Source organism: Variovorax sp. 54 (assembly GCF_002754375.1).
In the GTDB taxonomy this organism is placed as follows: domain Bacteria; phylum Pseudomonadota; class Gammaproteobacteria; order Burkholderiales; family Burkholderiaceae_C; genus Variovorax.
Map to the genome: position 1 here is coordinate 5,931,544 of NZ_PEFF01000001.1, position 20,843 is coordinate 5,952,386.

Annotated in this window: 16 protein-coding genes and 1 pseudogene; 5 read left to right on the top strand and 12 right to left on the bottom strand. The window is 68.7% G+C overall.

What is annotated here, in order from left to right; all coding sequences use genetic code 11:
• Positions 1–62 precede the first annotated feature (62 nt).
• Positions 63–1,826, top strand: coding sequence for a phosphoethanolamine transferase (locus CLU95_RS27215; RefSeq protein WP_099796472.1), 1,764 nt, complete (start codon positions 63–65; stop codon positions 1,824–1,826).
• Positions 1,827–1,833: 7 nt separating this feature from the next.
• On the opposite strand, the gene CLU95_RS27220 is transcribed toward CLU95_RS27215, so the two are convergent.
• From CLU95_RS27220 to eat, 6 genes and pseudogenes are all read right to left on the bottom strand, one after another.
• Positions 1,834–2,415: a peroxidase-related enzyme gene (locus CLU95_RS27220; protein ID WP_099796473.1), complete on the bottom strand. Its 582-nt coding sequence runs from the start codon at positions 2,413–2,415 to the stop codon at positions 1,834–1,836.
• A 55-nt stretch (positions 2,416–2,470) separates the two neighbouring features.
• Entirely contained in the window at positions 2,471–3,724 is a 1,254-nt protein-coding gene (locus CLU95_RS27225) for a type II toxin-antitoxin system HipA family toxin (RefSeq protein ID WP_099796474.1), read from the bottom strand.
• Positions 3,714–4,058 (bottom strand): helix-turn-helix domain-containing protein, encoded by a 345-nt coding sequence (locus CLU95_RS27230; protein ID WP_099796475.1) that lies wholly within the window; start codon positions 4,056–4,058, stop codon positions 3,714–3,716. Before CLU95_RS27230 ends, CLU95_RS27225 begins: the two co-directional genes overlap by 11 nt.
• Positions 4,059–4,126: 68 nt before the next feature.
• Positions 4,127–4,918: an ethanolamine ammonia-lyase subunit EutC gene (gene eutC, locus CLU95_RS27235; protein WP_099796476.1), complete on the bottom strand. Its 792-nt coding sequence runs from the start codon at positions 4,916–4,918 to the stop codon at positions 4,127–4,129.
• Positions 4,915–6,309: an ethanolamine ammonia-lyase subunit EutB gene (locus CLU95_RS27240; protein ID WP_099796477.1), complete on the bottom strand. Its 1,395-nt coding sequence runs from the start codon at positions 6,307–6,309 to the stop codon at positions 4,915–4,917. Before CLU95_RS27240 ends, eutC begins: the two co-directional genes overlap by 4 nt.
• An 18-nt stretch (positions 6,310–6,327) precedes the next feature.
• Positions 6,328–7,735, bottom strand: a pseudogene (eat, locus tag CLU95_RS27245) (ethanolamine permease).
• 135 nt (positions 7,736–7,870) lie between these two features.
• Here eat and CLU95_RS27250 point away from each other — a divergent pair.
• Positions 7,871–8,281, top strand: coding sequence for an FKBP-type peptidyl-prolyl cis-trans isomerase (locus tag CLU95_RS27250; protein WP_099796478.1), 411 nt, complete (start codon positions 7,871–7,873; stop codon positions 8,279–8,281).
• 286 nt (positions 8,282–8,567) lie between these two features.
• On the top strand, positions 8,568–9,062 hold the full coding sequence (locus CLU95_RS27255; RefSeq protein ID WP_099796479.1) for a pentapeptide repeat-containing protein: 495 nt from the start codon (positions 8,568–8,570) through the stop codon (positions 9,060–9,062).
• A gap of 28 nt (positions 9,063–9,090) precedes the next feature.
• On the opposite strand, the gene CLU95_RS27260 is transcribed toward CLU95_RS27255, so the two are convergent.
• Positions 9,091–10,689 (bottom strand): glucan biosynthesis protein, encoded by a 1,599-nt coding sequence (locus CLU95_RS27260; RefSeq protein ID WP_099796480.1) that lies wholly within the window; start codon positions 10,687–10,689, stop codon positions 9,091–9,093.
• Between the two features lie 237 nt (positions 10,690–10,926).
• On the opposite strand from CLU95_RS27260, the gene CLU95_RS27265 reads away from it, so the two are divergent.
• A complete protein-coding gene (locus CLU95_RS27265) occupies positions 10,927–11,679 on the top strand; it encodes an alpha/beta fold hydrolase (protein WP_099796481.1) in 753 nt (250 codons plus the stop codon).
• Here the strand turns inward: CLU95_RS27265 and CLU95_RS27270 are convergent.
• The 3 genes from CLU95_RS27270 to CLU95_RS27280 form a co-directional block, all read right to left on the bottom strand.
• Positions 11,672–12,715 carry an RNA methyltransferase gene (locus CLU95_RS27270; protein WP_099796482.1) on the bottom strand — a complete coding sequence of 348 codons (1,044 nt, stop codon included), beginning with the start codon at positions 12,713–12,715 and terminating at the stop codon, positions 11,672–11,674. The genes CLU95_RS27265 and CLU95_RS27270 overlap by 8 nt on opposite strands.
• 167 nt (positions 12,716–12,882) lie before the next feature.
• On the bottom strand, positions 12,883–16,053 hold the full coding sequence (locus CLU95_RS27275) for a hypothetical protein (RefSeq protein WP_099796483.1): 3,171 nt from the start codon (positions 16,051–16,053) through the stop codon (positions 12,883–12,885).
• A gap of 220 nt (positions 16,054–16,273) precedes the next feature.
• Entirely contained in the window at positions 16,274–16,660 is a 387-nt protein-coding gene (locus CLU95_RS27280) for a DUF4259 domain-containing protein (protein WP_099796484.1), read from the bottom strand.
• Between the two features lie 319 nt (positions 16,661–16,979).
• On the opposite strand from CLU95_RS27280, the gene CLU95_RS27285 reads away from it, so the two are divergent.
• Positions 16,980–17,981, top strand: coding sequence for a hypothetical protein (locus CLU95_RS27285; RefSeq protein WP_099796485.1), 1,002 nt, complete (start codon positions 16,980–16,982; stop codon positions 17,979–17,981).
• Between the two features lie 12 nt (positions 17,982–17,993).
• Here the strand turns inward: CLU95_RS27285 and CLU95_RS27290 are convergent, their stop codons facing one another.
• On the bottom strand, positions 17,994–18,824 hold the full coding sequence (locus CLU95_RS27290) for a class I SAM-dependent methyltransferase (protein ID WP_099796486.1): 831 nt from the start codon (positions 18,822–18,824) through the stop codon (positions 17,994–17,996).
• Between the two features lie 56 nt (positions 18,825–18,880).
• Positions 18,881–20,779 carry a sigma-54-dependent Fis family transcriptional regulator gene (locus tag CLU95_RS27295; protein ID WP_099796487.1) on the bottom strand — a complete coding sequence of 633 codons (1,899 nt, stop codon included), beginning with the start codon at positions 20,777–20,779 and terminating at the stop codon, positions 18,881–18,883.
• Positions 20,780–20,843: the final 64 nt, after the last annotated feature.

A 20,843-nucleotide genomic window follows, 5' to 3' on the forward strand; every position in this document is an offset into this window, starting at 1 on the left:
TTCTTCCCGGTGCGAGGGAGGCGGTTCAGACTCCCTTCAGATGCGTTTTTTACAGTAGGCGGATGCCTCTTTCGCGTATAGAGTCCGCGCCTGTGCCGGGCCACCTCCTGTCTGAAAACTCCTCGTCCGCGTCTCCCGACGCGCGCAGCACTTCCGACTCCTTGTGGGCACGCGTCGATCGCTGGATCTCGCGACCCCGCTCGACGCGGCAGGTGATCCTCTGGCTCAGTGTGTACCTCGGCCTCACGGCCAACTGGCCGCTGCTGAACGACCTGGCCCGCCTGGGCGGGGCGCCCAGCACCTACATGCCGACCGTCTTCGGCCTGGGGATGCTCACCTTCTGCGGCACCGTCGCGATGCTGTCGCTCACGGCCTGGTCGCGCTGGATGAAGCCGCTGTGGCTGGCCGTGGTCGTCATCGCCGCGGTGGCGCAGCACTACATGCTCCAGTACCGCGTGGTGATGGACCCGAGCATGATCGCCAACGCGTTCCAGACCGACCCCAACGAAGCGCGCGACCTCCTGAGTTGGCGCATGGCCTTCAACGTGCTCGTGGTGGTGCTGCCGGCAGCCTGGGCGATCTGGCGCGTGCGCATCGTGCGGATGGGGCTGCTGTCGCACTTCTGGCGCAACGCGCTGCTGCTGGCGCTGGCTGCCATCGTGGCCGTGGGCACGGCCGTGGCCATGAACCGGCAGCTCGCGCCGCTCATGCGCAACAACGTGCAGCTGCGCTACATGATGAACCCGATCGCCAGCCTGTACTCGGCCGGCGCCGTGGTGCTCAAGCCGATGTTCAAACGCAGCAGCAAGCTGATTCCGATCACCGCCGGCACCGCGTTGGGCGCGAGCTACGCGGCGCAGACGCGGCCGCCGCTGTTCATCGTGGTGGTGGGCGAGACCGCGCGCGCCGATCACTTTGGCCTGAACGGCTACGTCCGCGACACCACGCCCGACCTCGCCAAGCGCAACGTGCTGAGCTACCGCGAGGTGCGCTCGTGCGGCACCAACACGCTGGCCTCGGTGCCGTGCATGTTCTCCCCGCTGGGCAAGGACGGCTACGAGTCGCGCAAGGACGAGTACGAGAACCTCATGGACGTGCTGCAGGCCTCGGGTCTGGCGGTGTTTTGGCTCGACAACCAGGCCGGCTGCAAGGGCGTGTGCGCGCGCATCCCGAACGCCTCGGCCTTCGACGGCCTCGACGCCGCCACCAAGAAGGCGCTGTGCGACGGCGAGGAGTGCCTCGACAACGTGATGCTCAAGGGCCTGGACGAACGCATCGCCGCGCTGCCCGCTGAGCGCCGCGCCAAGGGCGTCGTGCTCGTGATGCACCAGATGGGCAGCCATGGCCCGGCCTACTACAAGCGCTCGGCGCCCGAACTGAAGCGCTTCACGCCCGAGTGCAAGACCAACGCGCTGGCCGAGTGCGCGCATGCCGAGCTGATGAACGTCTACGACAACTCGATCGCCCAGACCGACCATTTCCTCGGCCAGACCATCGACTGGCTCAAGACCCAATCGAAGCAGTACGACCCGGCGCTGCTCTACATCAGCGACCACGGCGAGTCGCTGGGCGAGTACGGCCTGTTCCTGCACGGCGTGCCGTACAGCTTCGCGCCCGATGCGCAGAAGCACGTGCCCATGGTCACGTGGTTCGGCGACGGCATGAGCGAGCGCCGCAAGCTCTCGCGCTCGTGCATGGAAGCGGGCCTGGATGCGCCACTCACGCACGACAACCTCTATCACACGGTGCTGGGCCTCATGGACGTGACCACGCCCACCTACAAGCCCGCACTCGACGCGCTGGCCTCGTGCCGCGGCAAGGGTTGAGTCCGTCTTACTTTTTCTCGCGCGGCAGCCGGCCCATCAGGAAGAACTCCGGGTTCGGCTGCATGCCGCTGAAGCTGGCCAGCCGGTTGCTCAGGCCGAAGAAGGCCGTGATGGCCGCGATGTCCCAGATGTCCTCGTCGTCGAAGCCGTGCGCATGCAGCGGCCCGAAGTCGCGGTCGTCGATCTCGTGCGAGCGTTCGCAGACCTTCATCGCAAAGTCGAGCATCGCGCGCTGGCGCTGCGTGATGTCGGCCTTGCGGTAGTTCACCGCCACCTGGTCGGCCACCAGCGGTTTCTTCTCGTAGATGCGCAGCAGCGCGCCGTGCGCCACCACGCAGTACAGGCATTGATTGACCGCGCTGGTGGCGGTGACGATCATCTCGCGGTCGCCCTTGGTGAGCGAGCCTTCTTCCTTCAGCATCAGCGCGTCGTGGTACGCGAAGAAGGCGCGCCATTCGGCAGGGCGGCGCGCAAGGCCGAGGAACACGTTGGGCACGAAGCCGGCCTTTTCCTGCACGGCGAGGATCGCGGTGCGGATGTCGTCGGGCAGGTCTTTCAGTTCGGCAAGGGGGTAGCGGGGGGCGGTCATCTCTTTGTCTCCTGGGTGGAATGACAAGATCATAGGCAAGCGTCCGCCCCTGCGCCTAGGTGCGGATGCGGTCGTGCTGCTGCGCGATGAACGTTGCGACCCGGCGCACCAGATCGCGATTGCCTCCGGCGGCCTCGACACTTGCCGCGGCTTGCACACCGACGGTTTCTTCGATGGTGCGGATGACTTCGTCCGCCTGCGCCGTTGACAGGCCGAAATGAGGCGCCGCGGCGCGCGCCAATCCGAGGCTCGAGGCGTGCTGTCCCGGGAGGATGGCGAGTTCCTGGTAGCCGGTGTGGCCGCCCAGTTGCATGACGAGATCGAAGGCCGGGGCCAGCTGCCAGAGGCCGTCTTCGCCCCGTAGTGCGCCATGGTTCTTGACGTGGTCGTCGCTGTTGCCCACCGCCAGGTTGAACACCAGGCGCCGGAACAGCTCGGCCAGGTCTTCCTGCGGCTGCCGCGAGAGGCGCCGCAGCAGTTGCGCCAGCTCGACGTAGCTGCCCCGGCTGGATTCGTAAGGAACATCGAGCAGTGCCGCGGCCGAGAGGTAGTGAAAGCGCTGCTCGTCGGTGACCGGCCCGGACCGGTCGAAGCGTTCGACCAGCAAGGCGTGCCCGGCGGCAAGAGGTTGCAGCAGGAACGGAGGCACCGCGATGCCACAGGCATCGGCCAGCCAGAGCGTGGCCGCTTCGATCACCTCCACGTCATGGTCGTCGCCGCGCGATGCGAACTTGGCGATGCAGCGCCGGCCTTCGTGCACGAAGGCAGCCTTGGGGCGCGCACCGCCCAGGCTTCCGCCGCGCAGCAGCAGGTGCATGTCGGGACCGATGTCCCTGCCGTCTTCGACCCGGCGCGAGGCCTCGGCAAGCGCCTGCAGCGACCAGAGCGTGACGGGCGGTTCGTCGCTGTGGATGGGCAGCGCTTCGGCGAACACCATCGCGCCGACACGGTCCTCGTTGGTCAGCAGCAGCGCGTCGATGTCGGACAGCGGCTTGCCTTGGCGTATTTCGAGCACCTTGCGGCCCCAGCTGTCGGGCAGGGCATCGCGCAGCGTGAGCGGCATGGCGCCACCGTCGCGGATGCGTTGCTCGGTCAGCACGAACGCCGCGTCGCGCAGCGGCAGGGTCTCGGGGTTCAGCGGCGCAGCCGCCGGGTCTTCGAGGTAGCGCCGGCCGTAGGCGAACTCGCCGGACTCCACGACCCCGCGGCGGACCACCTTCATCAGGCCGGCCGGTTGCACCGGTTCGCCCGTGCGGTGTGCGAGACCGACGTAGATGCGCCGTTCGGCATCGAGCTGATCAGAAGTCACGTTCGCCCTCCGCGATCACGCCCGCAGCGCCGTGTGCGGCCGATCGGCGCACACGGCGCTTCGCCGCCAGTTCAGCGGGAGCCGGCGCCACGCCGTCGAGCGAATCGATCTGGCCCAGCAGCCACAGCGCATGGGCGAGCAGGCCGATGCTGGTGCCTGGCTTACCGGATTCGAGGGCCCGCAGCGTGTTGGGGGAACACATCAGCCGTTCGGCCATTTCGGCGACCGTCCATGCGCGGTGCACCCGGTGCGCGCGCAGGCGCAGGCCCAGGCCCTCAAGAGGCTTGACGGTCTGCGACGGCAGGGCTGAAAGGCTTCGGCTGCTCTTTGGCATCAATAAAGTGACTCTTAAACGGCTTAAAAGTCATTTTATTGCGTATTTATGGATTTTGGAAGCCTGGCCTAACCGGTCAGTCCCGGCGGCTTTGCTTCGGGCGGCTCCAGCACGGCCAGATCGCTCTCGTCCTTGAGCCCCACACCGCTCAGCCCCCGGCGCAGCGATTCGCGCACCAGCCACGCCAGCTTGAAGGCCGCGTGTGCATACGACAGCCCCTCGGGCCGCACGTTCGAGATGCAGTTGCGTTCGGCATCGTGCCTGCCGCGCCGTGGCGCGTGGGTCAGGTAGATGCCGAGGCTGTCGGGGGAGCTCAGGCCCGGGCGTTCGCCGATCAGCATGACCGACAGCGTCGCACCGACCGCTTCGCCCAGTTCGTCGGCCAGCGCGACGCGCGCCTGCGTGGCGATGAACACGGGTGACAGGCGCGTGCCGGGCGGCAGCTGCGGGCGCAGCGCAGCGAGCAGCGGCACGGCGTGGCGCGCCACGGCGAGCGAGGAGAGGCCGTCGCCGATCACGAGGCAGACATCGCAGCCGCCTGCAGGCCGCTCGTCGCGCAGGCGCGCGGCGTCTTCGGCGTCGAGCTGGCGGCCGAGGTCGGGGCGGCGCAGGTAGGTGGTGCGGTCGGGCGCGCGGCTGTGCACGCGGTTCACGTCCCATTGGTCGGCGCGCAGTGCGGTGTCGAGTGCGTCGACGTCGAGCGCCGCATGGATCGCGTCGCGCGCCATCGCGTGGGCCCAGCCGAAGCGCAGCGTTTCGTCGGTGGGCATGCCGGCACCGGCGCGGCCGAGTGCGAGCCGCGCGGGCGTGGCGGCGCGCCATTGGGCCCAGGGGTTGGGGGTGACGGGTGAATCGCTCATGGCGCCAGCGCGGACAGCCCGCCCATGTCGCTCAGCAGCCGGTTGGCCGACGGCGGTGCAAGCCGCCCGGCGGTGTCGGTGATCTGCATGCGCTGCAGCCAGGCCTCGAATTCGGGGGCGCGCTTCAGGCCCAGCGTCTCGCGCAGGAAGAGCGCGTCGTGGAACGAGGTGCTCTGGTAGTTGAGCATCACGTCGTCGGCGCCCGGGATGCCCATGATGAAGTTGATGCCCGCCGTGCCCAGCAGCACGAGCAGCGTGTCCATGTCGTCCTGGTCGGCTTCGGCGTGGTTGGTGTAGCAGATGTCGCAGCCGATCGGCAGTCCCATCAGCTTGCCGCTGAAATGATCTTCGAGCCCGGCGCGGATGATCTGCTTGCCGTCGTACAGGTACTCGGGGCCGATGAAGCCGACCACGGTATTGATGAGCAGCGGCTGGTAGCGCCGCGCGAGCGCATAGGCACGCACCTCGCAGGTCTGCTGGTCGACCCCGAAGTTGGCGTTGGCCGAGAGCGCACTGCCCTGGCCGGTCTCGAAGTACATGAGGTTGTTGCCGACGGTGCCGCGTGCGAGCGATTGCGCAGCGGCGTGCGCCTCGTCGAGCAGCGCGGGCGTCACGCCGAACGACAGGTTCGCCTGCTCGGTGCCGGCAATCGACTGGAATACCAGGTCCACCGGCGCGCCGGCCTCGGCGAGCTTCAGCGTGTTGGTCACATGCGTGAGCACGCAGCTCTGCGTGGGAATCTCGAAGCGCTGGATCACCTCGTCGAGCATGTGCAGCAGGCGCCCGAGCACCGGCAGGCTGTCGGACACGGGGTTGATGCCGATCACCGCATCGCCCGCGCCGTAGAGCAGGCCGTCGAGCGTGGAAGCGGCCACGCCGCGCAGGTCGTCGGTCGGGTGGTTGGGTTGCAGGCGCACGGCCAGATGGCCGGGCAGGCCGATGGTGTCGCGAAAGCGCGTGACCACGTGGCACTTCTTCGCGACCGCGACCAGGTCCTGGTTACGCATGAGCTTGGACACCGCCGCGACCATCTCGGGCGTGAGGCCAGGCGCGAGCGCGGCGAGTGTGGCGGTGGTGGCCTGCTCGGACAGCAGCCAGTTGCGGAAATCGCCGACCGTGAGGTGCGCGACCGGCGCGAAGGCCTGCGCGTCGTGCGTGTCGATGATGAGCCGTGTGATGTTGTCCTGCTCGTAGGGAATCAGCGCCTCGGTGAGGAACTGCTTGAGCGGCGTGTCGGCCAGCACGTGGCGCGCGGCCATGCGTTGCTGCGCGGTGGCCGCGCCGAGGCCCGCGAGGTAGTCGCCCGAGCGCGCGGGGCTGGCGCAGGCGAGCACCTGTCGCAGATCGTCGAAGGTGAAGCCCTGGCCGGCGATGGTGGTGCGATAGCGCATCTTGTCGTTGGATTCTTTTCAGGGCGTGGACGACAGCATCTCGTCCGGCGCGGCGGCATCGCGCTGCGCCGAGGTGAGCAGGAAGTAGCCGTAGGCGGCCGCCATCAGCAGGAGGAAGAGCACCGTCAGCATGGTGTTGAACCAGACCATCGCGCCCAGGCACACCAGGCCCAGGCCGAGTGCGACGGCCGGGAACACCGGGTAGAAGGGCGCGCGGTAGGTGCGCAGCAGGTTCGGTTCGGTGCGCCGCAGCTTGAACAGCGCGGCCATCGAGATCAGGTACATCACGATCGCGCCGAGCACGGCCATGGTCACGATGTTGGCCGTGAGCGTCTGGCCGCCGAACTGCACCCACTCGTCGCTGAAGATGGCGGCGATGCCGATCACGCCGCCGGCCAGCAGCGCGCGGTGCGGCGTGTCGAAGCGCGGGCTCAGGCCGGCGAAGTAGCGCGGCAGGTAGCCGGCGCGCGCGAGCGCAAAAAATCTGGCGCGAGTAGCCCATGAGGATGCCGTGGAACGAGGCGATGAGCCCGAACAGCCCGATCCACACCAGCATGTGCAGCCAGCCGCTGTCGCCGCCCACCACCGCTTTCATGGCCTGTGGCAGCGGGTCGTTGATGTTCGCGAGCTGGCGCCAGTCGCCCACGCCGCCCGCGAAGATCATCACGCCGAAGGCCAGCAGCACCAGCGTGACGATGCCGGTGGTGTAGGCCAGCGGAATAGTGCGGTGCGGGTCGCGCGCCTCTTCGGCCGCCATGGCCGCGCCTTCGATGGCCAGGAAGAACCAGATTGCGAACGGGATCGACGCGAAGATGCCCGACAACGCCGCGCCGTTCAGCACATTGCCCCCGGCCCATCCGTTGGCCACGAAGTTCGCCATCGACCAGCCCGGTGCGACCACGCCCATGAACACCAGCAACTCGAAGATTGCGAGCACCGTGACGAACAGCTCGAACGCCGCCGCAATGCCGATACCGATCCAGTTGAGCCCGATGAAGATCACATACGCGCCCACCGCGAACCACTTCGGATTGATGCCCGGGAACTGCACGTTGAGGTAGGCGCCGATCGCCAGCGCGATGGCCGGCGGCGCGAAGACGAATTCGATCAGCGTCGCAAAGCCCGCCACGAAACCGCCGCGCGGCCCGAAGGCGCGCCGCGCATAGGCGAAGGGGCCGCCCGCGTGGGGGATGGCGGTCGAGAGCTCGGTGAAGCTGAAGATGAAGGTGGTGTACATCGTCGCCACCAGCACCGTGGCGACCAGGAAGCCGAGCGTGCCGGCCGTGTTCCAGCCGTAGCTCCAACCAAAGTACTCACCCGAGATGACGAGGCCGACGGCAATGCCCCACAACTGGATGGGACCGAGGACTTTCTTGAGATGGCCGGTGCCGGCGACGGGGGCCGGCGAAGCGTCGTTGGAGCGCATGGGGCTTCCTCTCTGGGTGGATGGTGACAGTGCGTCTGTCCCAAAGCAAGGGCCGTTCCATCGGATACATCGGCGTACAGGCGGCTTCACGGGGGCTGTCCATAATCGGCAGCTTTTCAACCACCGAGGTGTTTCGTGAAGTCATTTGTCTGTGCCGCGCTCGTGTCCGTCTTTGCCATCCCCGCAGCCTTTGCGCAATCCGCCGCGGTGACCACGCCCAGCGGCCTGATCTACCAGTCGCTCAAGGAAGGCTCCGGCGCATCGCCCGCCGCCACCGACGTGGTCAAGGTGCACTACCGCGGCACCTTCCCCGACACCGGCAAGGAGTTCGACAGCTCGTACAAGCGCGGTGAACCCACCGAGTTCCCGCTCAACGGCGTGATCCCGTGCTGGACGGAAGGCGTGCAGAAGATGAAGCCGGGCGGCAAGGCCAAGCTGACCTGCCCGCCTTCGATTGCCTATGGTGCGCGCGGTGCGGGCGGTGTGATTCCGCCGAATGCAACGCTGAATTTCGAAGTCGAGCTGGTGTCGGTCACGAAGAAATAGTGATCGTGGCCGGTTGGGGCCGGCCCGGGCAATGGGCGGTGCGTGCAGTCCATCACGCTGCTCGCTTCGCAATAGTTGCCCGATTCTTTCCTCTCGTTTTTGCGCACATGGGCCTCCCACAATCCGCCGCCTGACTCCTGATCCACAGGAGCGGGCTCTGGGAGGAACACATGTCCGCATTCAGTGCTGCGCCGACGCGCACGCTTCAAATCACTGGCACCGCCACTCTGGTGTTTCCGGGGCCGCGTGGTGCCCTCATGTGCAGTCGCATTTGTCGAGGTGCACCATGAGCACTAAACAAACCATCGAGGACCACGACAAATGGCGAAAAGGCGCAGGCGGTGCGCTAGCGGGTCTTTCCGGCCAGAGTGACGGCAATGCCTACGCTGGCCTCGACCTCAACCTGATCACCTTCTCGTCCAGCGCTTTCAGTGGCAGCAGCTTCACATCGATCACTTTTCAAGACGCCGTCTGGACCGCATGCCAGTTCAGCGGCTGCACCTTCAGCCAGTGCGACATGGCACGGATCGCGATCAGCGGATGCACCTTCATCGACTGCACTTTCAGCGCCTCACAGTTGAAAGCCAGCACGCTCAGCGATTGCACCTTCACCCGGTGCAACTGGACCGCGCTGAATTTCGACGCGAGCCAGTGGTCGCGTTTGAAGTTGCTCGAATGCCGAGGCACGCAGGTGAGTGCGACCAAGCTGCAGGGCGAGCAGGTCGACTTCACGGGCAGTCAGTTCGAAGACATGCAACTGACCAACGCGCGAATCAACTGAGGAGGCTGCAAGATGCAGCCGCTCCCGCTCACCCCGGCTGGTACTGATACAGCCAGGTCTCCGTCAACGTCTGATCCCCGTTCTTCAGGTACAGCCGCATGTCGACCGGCTCCGTGCCTTCAGGCGTGAAGTCGAACTGCGCGCGCCAGTGGCCTGGCACGCCGTTGGGCACGGCCTCGGCGAATACGTAAGAGAACTTGCCGCGCGGTGCGGTGAGCACCAGTTCGGGCTTCACGCCGAAGGGCACCGTGGTGAGCGGCTGCCCGATGAACTCCACCATGAACTTGCGCACGCCCTGCGGGCGCGGCTGGCCTGGCTGGCCACCGCGGCCGATGCGGGTGGCGACGCAGCGCGCGAGCGGTGACGGAAAGGGTTCCTGGTCGGTCCAGTGCAGCCGGTATTGCAGGCTGTAGCTCGACCCGGCCTTGGCATCGGCCTTGGGCACCCAGAAGGCGACGGTGTTGTCGTGGATCTCGTCGTCGGTCGGGATCTCGATGAGTTGCACCGAGCCTTCGCCCCAGTCGCCGAGCGGTTCGATCCACAGGCTCGGGCGCTTCTCGTAGTTGACGCCGTCCTGGTAGTGGTCGAAGTTGCGGTCGCGCTGCAGCAGGCCGAAGCCGCGCGGTCGGGTGTCGGCGAACGCGGAGGCGCGTGTCTGCGTGGGGTTGTTGAGTGGTCGCCAGATGCGCTCGCCTGCGCCGTTCCAGATCGCGAGGCCGTCGGAGTCGTGCACCTCGGGGCGCCAGTCGATGGCGGTGGGCTTGATGGTTTCCGAATACCAGTACATCGACGTGAGCGGCACCAGGCCCAGGCGCGACACGTCGCGGCGCAGGAACACGCGCGCGTCGATGTCCATTATCACGGCCTTGCCGCGCTGCATGATGAACTTGAACACGCCCGTGACGCTCGGCCCTTCGAGCAGCGCGTAGACGGTCATCGAGGTGGTGTTGCCCGCGGCGGGCGTTTCGAAATAGAAGCGCGTGAAGTTCGGAAACTCCTCGGGCTTGTCGGGCACCGCGACGTCGATCGCAATGCCGCGCGCCGACAGGCCGTACTGGTAGAGCTCGCCGATGGCGCGGAAGTACGAGGCGCCGAGAAAGGCGACCCAGTCGTTCTTCTGCCAGTCGAGCTTGCTTTGATCGCCCAGGCGGCTTTCCTGCAGGCGAAAGCCCGCGAAGCCGGCGCCCTCGGGCAGCGCGCGTGCGGGGCTGTCGGCGGGCATCGAGAAGTACGACGGGCTGTAGAGCACCTCGCGCGCAAAACTGTCGCCGCCGGCGTTCTCCAGCACGTGCATGCGCACCGGGGTCTGGAAGAAGCGGCCGAGGTGAAAGAAGGTGACCGGAAAGGCGCCGGGCCCGTCGCGGAAGAGGGCGTTGGCGGGGTCGAAGCGGATCTTGCCGTGCGCGTCGTAGTCGATGCGCTCCAGCACCTGCGGCGCCAACGGCGCGGCGGCGGTGTAGGGGCGGGCCGCGAGGCGCTTGGCCTGCGCGACGAGTGCATCGAAAGAGAAGGGCGCCGGCTGGCTCAGTTGCAGGCCGTTGGCGGCCAGCGCCTCTTCGGGCAGTCCCAGGGCAGCGAGGGCGGCGGCGGCACTGCCGGCGGCGAGGAAGGATCGGCGATCAAGCATGTGTTCTTGAGGGGCGGCGAAAGCCTTTGGAGGGGAAGGGAAAGGAAGGAGCCAGAGGGGCGACGGGGAAAAACGTCAAGCATGCCCCGAATGAGAGGGTACGGCGCGTCAGCCATTCTGCGCAAACGGGGCCGGACAAGGCCTCGCGCTGTCTTGCGGCAACGGGTGCCGACCAGGCCCTTTTCGGGGCGTCGCCGGGTATTCTCGCGCCATCGGAAGTGCCAGGAGACCACGGACATGTACACGGAACAAGGCGGCGAAGGCCCGGACCTGCTGGTGCTGCTGCACGGCATGGGCGCGACAGGCGCGGTGTGGTCGCCGCTGTGCGCGCAGGCCAGCGCGCAATGGCGCGGTCGTTGGCTGGCGCTCGACCTGCCCGGGCATGGCGCATCGGACCGGCAACCTTCGTATGCCATCGGCCAGCATGCCGCGACCGTGGCGCGTGCGGTGCTGCCGCATCTTCAGCCCGAAGGCCGGCTCGTGGTGCTCGGACATTCGCTGGGCGGTGTGATCGGTCTGGCGCTTGCAACGGGATGGTTCGGCGTCGTGCCGCATGCGGTGTTCGCGGCCGGCATCAAGGTCGCATGGAGCGATGAGGAGGTCCGCCGCATGGAGACACTGGCGACGCAGCCCGCCAAGAAATTCGCGACAGAAGAAGAGGCACGGGACCGCTACCTGAAGGTTTCCGGTCTCGCGGGGATCGTCGATGTGACGGCGCCTGTCGTGGCGCGCGGCGTTGCGCAAGATGCCGAGGGCTGGCGCCTCGCGATGGACCCACGTGCCAATGCTGTGGGCAAGCCGCCGCTGTCCGAACTCGTCGGGTTGGCGCGCTGCCCGATCCGCCTCGGCCAGGGCCGCCACGATGCGCTGGTCACCCTCGAGCAGACCCGCTCCCTCGATCCCGAAGCCCGCGACCTGGGCCCGCACGGCCACAACGTGATGGTCGAGGCGCCCGCTGCGGTCTGGGACTGGATAGCCTCGCTCAGCTGAGCCGGTCGTCGGCGCGGCGGATCGGCACGGTCACCCGCACCTCGGCGGCGCGCGCCCGCAGTTGGCCGCAGCCGCCGTCGACGTCCTGGCCGGCCGAGTAGCGCAGCTTCGTCAGGATGCCGCGCTCGTGCAGCGTGCGGGCCATCTGCTCGCAGCGTTCGCGCGACGGGCGGCCGAAGTCCACGCCCTCCACCGTGTTGAACGGGATCATGTTCAGCACGCCGTACTTGCCGGAGAGCAGCCGCACGATGCCTTCGACTTCATCGGGCCCGTCGTTCACGCCTTCGAGCAGCGTCCACTGGTACTGGATCGGGTAGCCGGTGGCGCGGGCATAGTGCTCGCCCGCGTCGATGAGGGCTTCGGGCGTCAGGTTCGGTGCGCGCGGCAGGAGCTTGCGGCGCAGCGCCGCATCGGTCGTGTGCAGCGAGAGCGCCAGTGCGGGCCGCACGCGCGCCTGCAGCAGCCGCTCGAACACGCGCGGATCGCCCACGGTGGAGAACACCAGGTTCTTGTGGCCGATGTTGCCGACCGTGCCAAGCAGCTCGATGGCTTCGATCACGTTGTCCAGGTTGTGGGCCGGTTCGCCCATTCCCATGAACACCACCTTGCGCACCGGCCGGCGCAGGCGTGCGAGCGCCACCTGGGCAATGATCTCGGCGCTTTCGACCTGGCGCAGCAGGCCGTCGCGGCCCGTCATGCAGAACTGGCACCCGACAGCGCAGCCGACCTGCGACGAGACGCACAGTCCGTCGCGCGGCAGCAGCACGCTTTCCACCGTTTGACCATCGGCCAGCGCAACGAGCAGCCGCTCGGAGCCGTCGGCGCCGGGATGAATCGCGTGGATGCGCGCCAGGCCCGCCAGTTCGGCCTCGATGGCCGGCAGGGCCTCCATCAGCGACGACGGGAAGAAGGTGGCCGGCAGGCGCCTGCCGCTGTTGCGTGGCAGCGCATGCGACCACAGCCGCAGGATGCGCTGCTCGTGGCTGGGGCCGGCCCCGGCCTCGCGGAGTCGTCGTTTCAGTTCGTGGATTCGCATGCGCGGCGTGGGGCAGAAGGGCTCGGAGCTCAGGGACTCGGGGAGCGCCGATTGTGCATGGCAGGCGTGCGAAGGCGCAGCGCGCCGGGGCCGGTGCGCTGCGCCTGCGTGTGCGCGAAAAGGAACAAGAGGGGGAAGGGGCCGTCGCCAGCCCCTCCCGTCCTGGATCAGCCCAGCAGGCCGTGCAGGATGTTCGTCACGGGCGCGAGCGTGGAGCCGCCGGTGCCGTGATCGAGCAGGCTGGTGATCGGGGCCACGACCTCGCACACGAGCGGCGTGACCGCGTGTTCGACGGTGCTCACCACCTGTGCGACCACCGGGGCGACCGCCGCGCCGGCACCGGCCAGGATGTCGGTGGCGGGCGCTGTGGCACCGGACGCGGCTTGCGTGGCCTCGGCCGCGACCGGCTCGATGGCGCCGGTCACATGGCCGAGCACCGACGACACCGGCTCCAGGATGTCCGCGGCCGGGCCCTTGCCTCCCAGCAGGCCGCCGAGCAGGCTGCCGACCAGGCCGTCTTCGCCCACGATGCCGCCGAGCAGGCCGCCTTCGCCACCGCCGAGGACACCGCCCAGCACGCCGTCTTCACCGAGCACACCGCCGAGCAGGCCGCCGTCGCCGCCGAGGACGCCGCCCAGAAGGCCATCGTCGCCCAGCACACCGCCGAGCAAACCGCCATCGCCACCGAGGACTCCACCCAGGAGGCCGTCGTCACCCAACACACCGCCGAGCAAACCGCCATCGCCACCGAGGACGCCACCGAGAAGGCCGTCATCGCCCAGTACGCCGCCGAGCAAGCCACCGTCGCCGCCGAGAACGCCACCCAGCAGGCCGTCATTGCCCAGCACACCGCCGAGCAGACCGCCGTCACCGCCGAGGACGCCACCCAGCAGACCGTCGTCGCCCAGCACACCACCGAGCAAACCGCCATCGCCGCCGAGGACGCCACCGAGGAGGCCGTCGTCACCGAGCACGCCGCCAAGCAAGCCACCGTCGCCGCCGCCAAGAAGGCTGCCCAGCAGGCCTTCATCACCCAGCAAGCCGCCCAGCAGACCGCCCTCACCGCCGAGGACGCCACCCAGCAGGCCGTCGTCACCCAACACGCCGCCCAGCAGGCCGCCTTCACCGCCAAGGACACCGCCCAGCAGGCCGTCATCACCCAGCAATCCACCCAGAAGACCACCGTCACCACCGAGCAGACCGCCTAGCAAACCGTCGTCACCCAGCACACCGCCGAGCAGGCCGCCACCGTCGCCGCCAAGGACGCCATTCAACAGACCGCCGACCGGACCCTCGGCACCGAGGATGCCGTCGTCGCCGAGAACACCGCCCAGCAGACCGTCGTCGCCGAGGAGCCCGCCCAGCAGACCGTCGTCGCCCAACACGCCGCTGAGCAGCCCGTCTTCGCCGCCGAGCAAGCCGGCCAGCGGGGTTGCGCTCAGCAGGGAGCCGACCGCGCCGTCCGGGCCGAGCAGGCTGTCCACGAGCCCATCGCCGCCGAGCAGTCCGCCGGTGAGGCCTTCGCTGCCGAGCAGGCCGGACAGTGCGCCGTCGCCGCCGAGCACGCCACCCAGGATGCCTTCGTCGCCGACGAGGCCGTTGACCAGGCCGCCATCGCCCAGCACGCCGCCGAGCAAGCCACCGTCGCCACCGAGCAAGCCGCCCAGCAGGCCGTCGTCGCCCAGCACACCGCCGAGCAGGCCACCGTCGCCACCGAGGACGCCACCCAGCAGACCGTTGTCACCCAGCACACCGCCAAGCAGGCCACCATCGCCACCGAGCAAGCCGCCCAGCAGGCCGTCGTCGCCCAGCACGCCGCCGAGCAGGCCGCCGTCGCCGCCGAGGACGCCACCCAGCAGGCCATCGTCACCCAGCACACCACCCAACAGGCCGCCGTCGCCACCGAGCAAGCCGCCCAGCAAACCGTCGTCGCCGAGCAGGCCACCGTCGCCACCGAGGACGCCACCCAGCAAGCCACCGTCGCCCAGCACGCCGCCCAGCAGGCCATCGTCTCCCAGCAGCTGTCCGATCAATCCGTCTTCGCCGAGCATGCTGCCCAGCAGGCTGCCGTCACCCAGCAGTCCGTCGAGCACCTGGCCGACGACGCCATCCGTGCCGAGCAGGTCGTCCACGAGGCCGTCCAGGCCCAGCGGAACGGTGACGCCGCCGAGCAGGCCTTCGCTGCCCAGCACGTTCTCGAGCGCATTGCCCAGTGCATCGGTCAGGTAGTCGACCTGGCCGATCAGCGAGCCGACCAGCGCATCGGTCAATCCGTTGCCGAGCAGGCCGTCGACCACCGGGGTCAGCACGCCGCCGACGTGGATGGCGATGTTCCCGACCGCGTTGTCCACGGCCTCGAACTCGTTCGGATCGTTGGGCCGGAACTCCTCGCCGGTAACCGGCGAGAGCAGGTTGTCGACCAGGTCGGTGAGGCCGTCGGCCACGGGCATCAGCGAGGCCAGCGTGCCCGACGAGTCGGACGCGCCGCGTGTGGCCGGGCCGTTCCCGCCGCCCAGGCCCAGGGCGTTGTCGAGCGCGCCGAGCAGGTGGCCGGCGAGGCCGTCGCCCGGGTCGAGCAGGTGGTCGGCGTCGGCATCGGCGTCCGCATCGGCGTCCGCATCAGCGTCTGCATCCGAGTCGGCATCGGCATCCGCATCTGCGTCGGTATCGGCGTCTGCATCCGCATCGGCATCCGCGTCTGCATCGGTGTCCGAGTCGGCGTCCGCATCGCTGTCGCCGATGCCCGAGACGAACAGCGGGAACCCGCCGCCGTCGCCACCGCCACCCCCGCTCAGTGCGGCGCCCAGGCCGATGGCGCCCAGTGCGCCGAGTGCGAATTCACCCAGGCCGATGCCGCTGCCGGCCGCGGTCTTCTTGCTCACGGCGAGTGCCGCGGCTTCCGCGTCGCTGTCGGGCGAGGTGACATCGAGGTTGCCCGAGGCCACGTCGACGTTCACCTGCTCCAGGCCGCTGGACAGCTTGGTCGAGGTGATGGTGGCGTCGGTGCCGCTGGCGAACACGCCGGCCAGTGGTGCCTTGTTGGTGGCCGAGCCGGGGAACAGCACGTTGGCCTGGCCGCCGTCGGGCACGATCACGCGGTCGCCTGCAATGAGGGTCTGGTTGCCGTCCACCGGCATGCGAAATCCGTCGCGCATGACGACCGTGCCGGGCGTGGCGTTGGACAGCGTGCCCAGGCTGGTCGGCGCGGCGGGCGCGGCCATGGGGGCGCTCGAGCCGACGGGGCCCAGGGGCGTGACGCTGGCCTGCGCGAGCACCACGGGAGCACCGCTTTCGGCGGCGGCGGGGATCGAAGCGATCGGCGATACGGTGGTGGTCATGCGGCCTCCTCGTCAAATAAATGACTACAGAGGGCAACATGCGTGCCGCCTTTGTTTTCAGCCGTCAGTGCGTGGCCGAAAACGCCGTATCTCGTTGATTCGAAAAGACTTTTGTACGAATGGCCTCATCGGCCCCGTGGTGCAAAAGAGGCAGCTGTCGCCACTCGTTACGTAACACGGCGCAATTTTTTATCGGAACGTCCGCGGCGTTCAGGGGGGCTCAGCTGCGCAGCCGAGCCTGCAGGCTTTTCAGGTTCGCGAGCCACGCGAGGTAGTCCTCGTCGTCCTCGCCCAGCTCGGCCCAGGTGTCGTGGCCGTCGGCATCAGGGTCGTCGAGGATGGCCAGCAGGGCGTCGGCGGCGGCATGGCGCAAGGCGGCGGGCGGTGCGGCCTTGCCGGCGCACCAGTCGACCGCGTCCGGGTGCGCATCGGCGCTGCCTTGGCCGGCGAGCAGTGCCAGCACTTCGCTCGCGGCGACGGTGCCTTCCGTCGAACCTGAATCCAGCGTCTCCTGGATGAATGCGAGCGCGTCATCGGCTTCCTGCAGTTCAGCCAGCCAATCGAGTGCGTCGTCGTTGCCGAAGCCTGCCGTGGACCATGTACCCATTCGTTTGACTCCCGTGTGTGGCGTGGCCACGGTTTGCAGATTCAGTGATGCTAGCGGCCCGATGGAGTGATCGCGCGCCCTCTCAGAATTCGTCAGAATGCCAAACGACGCTTCCAAGTAGCATGGCCGCGCCTCTGAACAAGGGGCGCGTGATCATCCAGTCCGTGAGCCGCCGGAGCCCTCTCTTGGGGCCGGCATTGCGGCGATGTCCTTGCAGGGCATACCGCGGTCACGACCGATCTGCCGTGCATTGCCAACGGAAGCAGAGGTCGGGCCGCATACCAATTCACATGTCCACGGTTTCAGGGAGAGATTCAGCATGTCATTCGTTTTTTCGTCCTTCAACGATCACCTGGGCGCGCTGCCGCCCGAACGCTCGCGCCACGGCGATGCGTTGCGTGCGCGCGTTCAACAACAGGTGCAGGCACCGCTCCATGCCGACCTGTCGGGCTTCGCCTTCCTGCCTGACCAGACCGACCACCCCGACCATGTCGACGCGCCGCAGGTGTTCGCGCAGGCGGTCGAGCAGATGTACCTGCCAAAGCCTTGGCTGGGCGACGAGATTCCGCTGTTCTTTCTCGGCTACCACGCCATGAACCGGCTCAGCGGCAAGCGCACGTCGCAAGGGCTGCTGCTGACCGACCAGGCCGTGTACGTGCAGGACGACTTCACCGTGCTGTCGGCCGCGCCACCGCCGGCGCAAGGCCACGCCTTGCCGGCACGCGCGGACGACGCGCCTTCGTTCGTCTCGATGCTGCTCACGCGCTACAAGGCGTGGAAAGACTGGTCCGGCGTGGCCGACGAACCCGAGCCGGTGCTGCTCAAGCGTTGCGGCGAGCTGTTGACGCCGGCGGTGGCGGCGGTGCTCGCGTACCACGCGGAGAACGGCAGCCAGCGGCAGGCGCAGCAGCGCGTGTGGACGCTGGCCGAGCTGGTGGCCGACTACGACGCGGCCGACACCTTGCTCGACCCCGCCAACCCGAAGCTGGCCAAGAAGCTCGGCAAGGTGAGCGACAAGTTCCAGATCTCTGCGGGCGAGACGCTGCAGTTTGCGCTGGCCGACTTCCCGCTGTTTGGCGGTCCCTACGGCGTGGCGCTCTCGGCGCAGGCGCTGTACGGCAAGGACCTGATGGAGTCGCCGCTGCGCATCGCGCTGGAGCGCGTGGAGGCGCGTGCGCTGCAGATCGGGGAGAAGGGCGACCAGCTGCTGACCGGCTCGACGCCGCCGATGGCACTGCCCGCGCACATGAAGGAAGCGCTGCGCGCGCCGTTCCTCGCGTTCCTGCAGCAGGAAGTCGTGCGCCTGCAATCGCGGGCCTGATCGGCCTGCATTTCAGTCCGCCACGCTCAGCGCATACACCGCATAGATCGGCACACCAAGAAAGAACAGCACCATCGGCGCAAACAGCGTGTAGGGCAGGCCCATGCCCTCCATCACGCGGTAGGTGCCGTCCAGCTGCAGGCGCGGATGCGGCCGTGTGAGGTCGTCGTAGCGGCGCAGGCCCCATTGGAACTCCGCACCCGTCGCGCGCACCGACGGGTGCTGGCGCGCGCGGCCCACGGCCAGCCAGCACATCGCATCGAAGGCCAGCACCGAACCCGGGGGCGCGCGTTCGCCGAAGGTGGCGAGCACGGCGTTCACCTGCTCGGGCGTGAGGTACATCAGCACGCCCTCGGTGAACAGGAAGACCGGCTGCGCCTGGCGCTTGCGCGGCAGGCCGAGCTGGTCCCACCAGCCGGGCGCTGTCAGGTCGAGTTCGCGAAGGTCGTGGCGCGGATGGGTTTCGGGAATCAACTCGCGGCGCAGCTCGAGCACTTCGGGCAGGTCGGCGTCGGTCATGCGCGACTTGCCGTCGTCCAGCCACTGGAAGTAGTGGCTCAGGCCGCAGCCCATGTTCACGACGCGCGCGCCCGGGTGCAGCTTGAGGAAGTCTTGCGCCAGGCTGCGAAAGCGCCGTGTGCGCGCGAGGATGCCGTAGATGGTCGTGCGGTCGTCGGGCAGGGCGTGGTCGTCGTCCCGGATCTGCTCGAGGATGCCGGCGGCGTAGGCGTCGCGCACGGCCATCTGCGGAAAAAGCGCATCGCCCGAGGCCCGCGCGGCCAGCGGAATCCGCAAGGTGGACGGTACGGCCGAGAGCTTGCGTGCGGGTTTGCCGGTGGTCATGAATGCGGGAACAGGGCCATGCGCAAAGTCTGGCCGGTCCCGCGCGTGCGGGCAAGTCAGTCTTTGGTGTTGCCCGTGGGCGGGCGCTGGCGCGCGAGGTGGCGGTACACGGTGGCGCGGTGCACGCCGAGCCGGCGGGCCGCGCGCGCCACGTCGTGGTCGCAAGCCCGCAGCGCTTCGTCGATGGCGTGACGCGTGATGGTCTGCAGGGGGGCGTTGGGTTGCGACGCGGTGGCTTCGCTGAAGTCGGCAACGGGCGCAGCGTCGTGCAGGTGCGCGGGCAGTGCGTCGGCCGTCACCGCATCGCCCGGGTCGGCCAGCGCGACGAGCGCACGCAGCACGCTGCGCAGCTCGCGCACGTTGCCGGGCCAGCGGTAGGCGGCCAGGCGTTCGAGCGCGTCGTTCTCCAGGCACAGGTGCTTGGCGGCGCCGCCCGATTCGAGAAACAGCCGCGCGATCAGCGCGCGCCGGTCGGCGCGCTCGTGCAGCGCGGGCAGGGCGACGGTGAAGCCGGCCACGCGGTACATCAGGTCGGCGCGGAAACGCCCGGCCTCGACCAGCGCGGGCAGGCCGGCGTGCGTGGCGCAGACCAGGTCGAAATCGACTGCCACGCCCTGGCCACCGCCCAGCGGTGTGACCACGCGGCCTTCGAGCACGCGCAGCAAGCGCGTCTGCAGCGCGAGTGGAATCTCGGCGATCTCGTCGAGAAACAGCACACCGCCGTGCGCCTCACGGATGCGGCCCGGCATGCCCTTGCGGCGCGCGCCGGTGAAGGCGCCTTCTTCGTAGCCGAACAGCTCGGCCTCGATCAGTGTCTCGGGCAACGAGGCGCAATCGACCGCCACGAAGGGGCCCGCGCTGCGGCGGCTGGCCGCGTGCAGGCGGCGCGAGAACACCTCCTTGCCGCTGCCGGTCTCGCCGTTCACCAGCACCGGCACGCCTTCGTTGAGCACGCGCACGGCGCGCGCCAGCAGCGGACGCACCACGTCGTCGTTGTCGACCGGGGCAGCGTTGGCGGCCATCGCCTGCCGCGCACCACCGGTGCGGCCCGTGCCGCTGTTCGTCGTGCCGGTGCGCTCCATGACGGTCGCGATCTGCCGTCCGCCCGGCAGCGTGAGCAGGCTGCGCCGGTGCTCCATGCGCGGCCATTGCGCGCCCAGGAATTCTTCGGCATCGAGGTCGAGCAGGCCCTCCCACGAGCGGCCGAACAGGTCGAGCGCCACGCGGTTGGCCGCGACGATGCGCCCGCCCTCGATCACCATCAGCCCTTCGCGCGCGGTGCCGATCAGCGCGGGCCGCGCATGGAAGCGCAGCACATGGCCCGAGGCCTCGGCCAGCAGCATGCGGTGCTCGACCTGCTGCGCCGCCATGCGCACGAGGCCGAGCGCGTGGTGGTTCACGCGCGCGGTCTCGCCCGAGATGTCGAGCGCGCCGGCCAGTTCGCCGCGTCCGCTGAAGATGGGCGCCGCCGCGCAGCCCAGCCGGCCGTTCTGCGCCAGGTAGTGCTCGCCGCCCAGCACCATCAGCGCCACACGCTCGGCCAGCGCGGTGCCGATGGCGTTGGTGCCGCGGTGACTCTCCGACCATTCCACGCCGGGCTGCAGCGCCACGCGCTGGGCCTTGGGCAGGAAGTCGGGGCTGCCGATTTCTTCGAGGATGAGGCCGCTCGCGTCCGACAGCGCCACGATGCAGCCGTTGCCAACCGCATGCTCGGCGAGCCCGTCGAGCTCGGGCTGCGCGCAGCTGAGCAGGCGCATCGCCTGCTCGCGCCGTTCGTTGAGCAGCGACGGCGCCATCGGCGTGGGGTCGATGCATTGCGGGTCGACCGGCCGGCTGCGCTGCCACGAGCGCGAGATGTGCGGCGCGATCCACGGCGCCGGGTCGCGGCCCTGTGCAAAGAACAGCTCGCGGGCCTGCGCGACGCTGGTCGATGGTGCGGAAGCTTCACTCGTCATGCGTGACTCCGTTGGCGGGATTCCCGGCGATTCGCCTTGTGCGACATGGTAGTCGCCGTATTCG

Bases quoted from the DNA above. Each gene is read 5' to 3' on its own strand.
- CLU95_RS27215 (WP_099796472.1), top strand. From the start codon at position 63: ATGCCTCTTTCGCGTATAGAGTCCGCGCCTGTGCCGGGCCACCTCCTG.
- CLU95_RS27220 (WP_099796473.1), bottom strand. From the start codon at position 2,415: ATGACCGCCCCCCGCTACCCCCTTGCCGAACTGAAAGACCTGCCCGAC.
- CLU95_RS27230 (WP_099796475.1), bottom strand. From the start codon at position 4,058: ATGCCAAAGAGCAGCCGAAGCCTTTCAGCCCTGCCGTCGCAGACCGTC.
- eutC (WP_099796476.1), bottom strand. From the start codon at position 4,918: ATGAGCGATTCACCCGTCACCCCCAACCCCTGGGCCCAATGGCGCGCC.
- CLU95_RS27240 (WP_099796477.1), bottom strand. From the start codon at position 6,309: ATGCGCTATCGCACCACCATCGCCGGCCAGGGCTTCACCTTCGACGAT.
- CLU95_RS27255 (WP_099796479.1), top strand. From the start codon at position 8,568: ATGAGCACTAAACAAACCATCGAGGACCACGACAAATGGCGAAAAGGC.
- CLU95_RS27260 (WP_099796480.1), bottom strand. From the start codon at position 10,689: ATGCTTGATCGCCGATCCTTCCTCGCCGCCGGCAGTGCCGCCGCCGCC.
- CLU95_RS27265 (WP_099796481.1), top strand. From the start codon at position 10,927: ATGTACACGGAACAAGGCGGCGAAGGCCCGGACCTGCTGGTGCTGCTG.
- CLU95_RS27270 (WP_099796482.1), bottom strand. From the start codon at position 12,715: ATGCGAATCCACGAACTGAAACGACGACTCCGCGAGGCCGGGGCCGGC.
- CLU95_RS27275 (WP_099796483.1), bottom strand. From the start codon at position 16,053: ATGACCACCACCGTATCGCCGATCGCTTCGATCCCCGCCGCCGCCGAA.
- CLU95_RS27280 (WP_099796484.1), bottom strand. From the start codon at position 16,660: ATGGGTACATGGTCCACGGCAGGCTTCGGCAACGACGACGCACTCGAT.
- CLU95_RS27285 (WP_099796485.1), top strand. From the start codon at position 16,980: ATGTCATTCGTTTTTTCGTCCTTCAACGATCACCTGGGCGCGCTGCCG.
- CLU95_RS27290 (WP_099796486.1), bottom strand. From the start codon at position 18,824: ATGACCACCGGCAAACCCGCACGCAAGCTCTCGGCCGTACCGTCCACC.
- CLU95_RS27295 (WP_099796487.1), bottom strand. From the start codon at position 20,779: ATGACGAGTGAAGCTTCCGCACCATCGACCAGCGTCGCGCAGGCCCGC.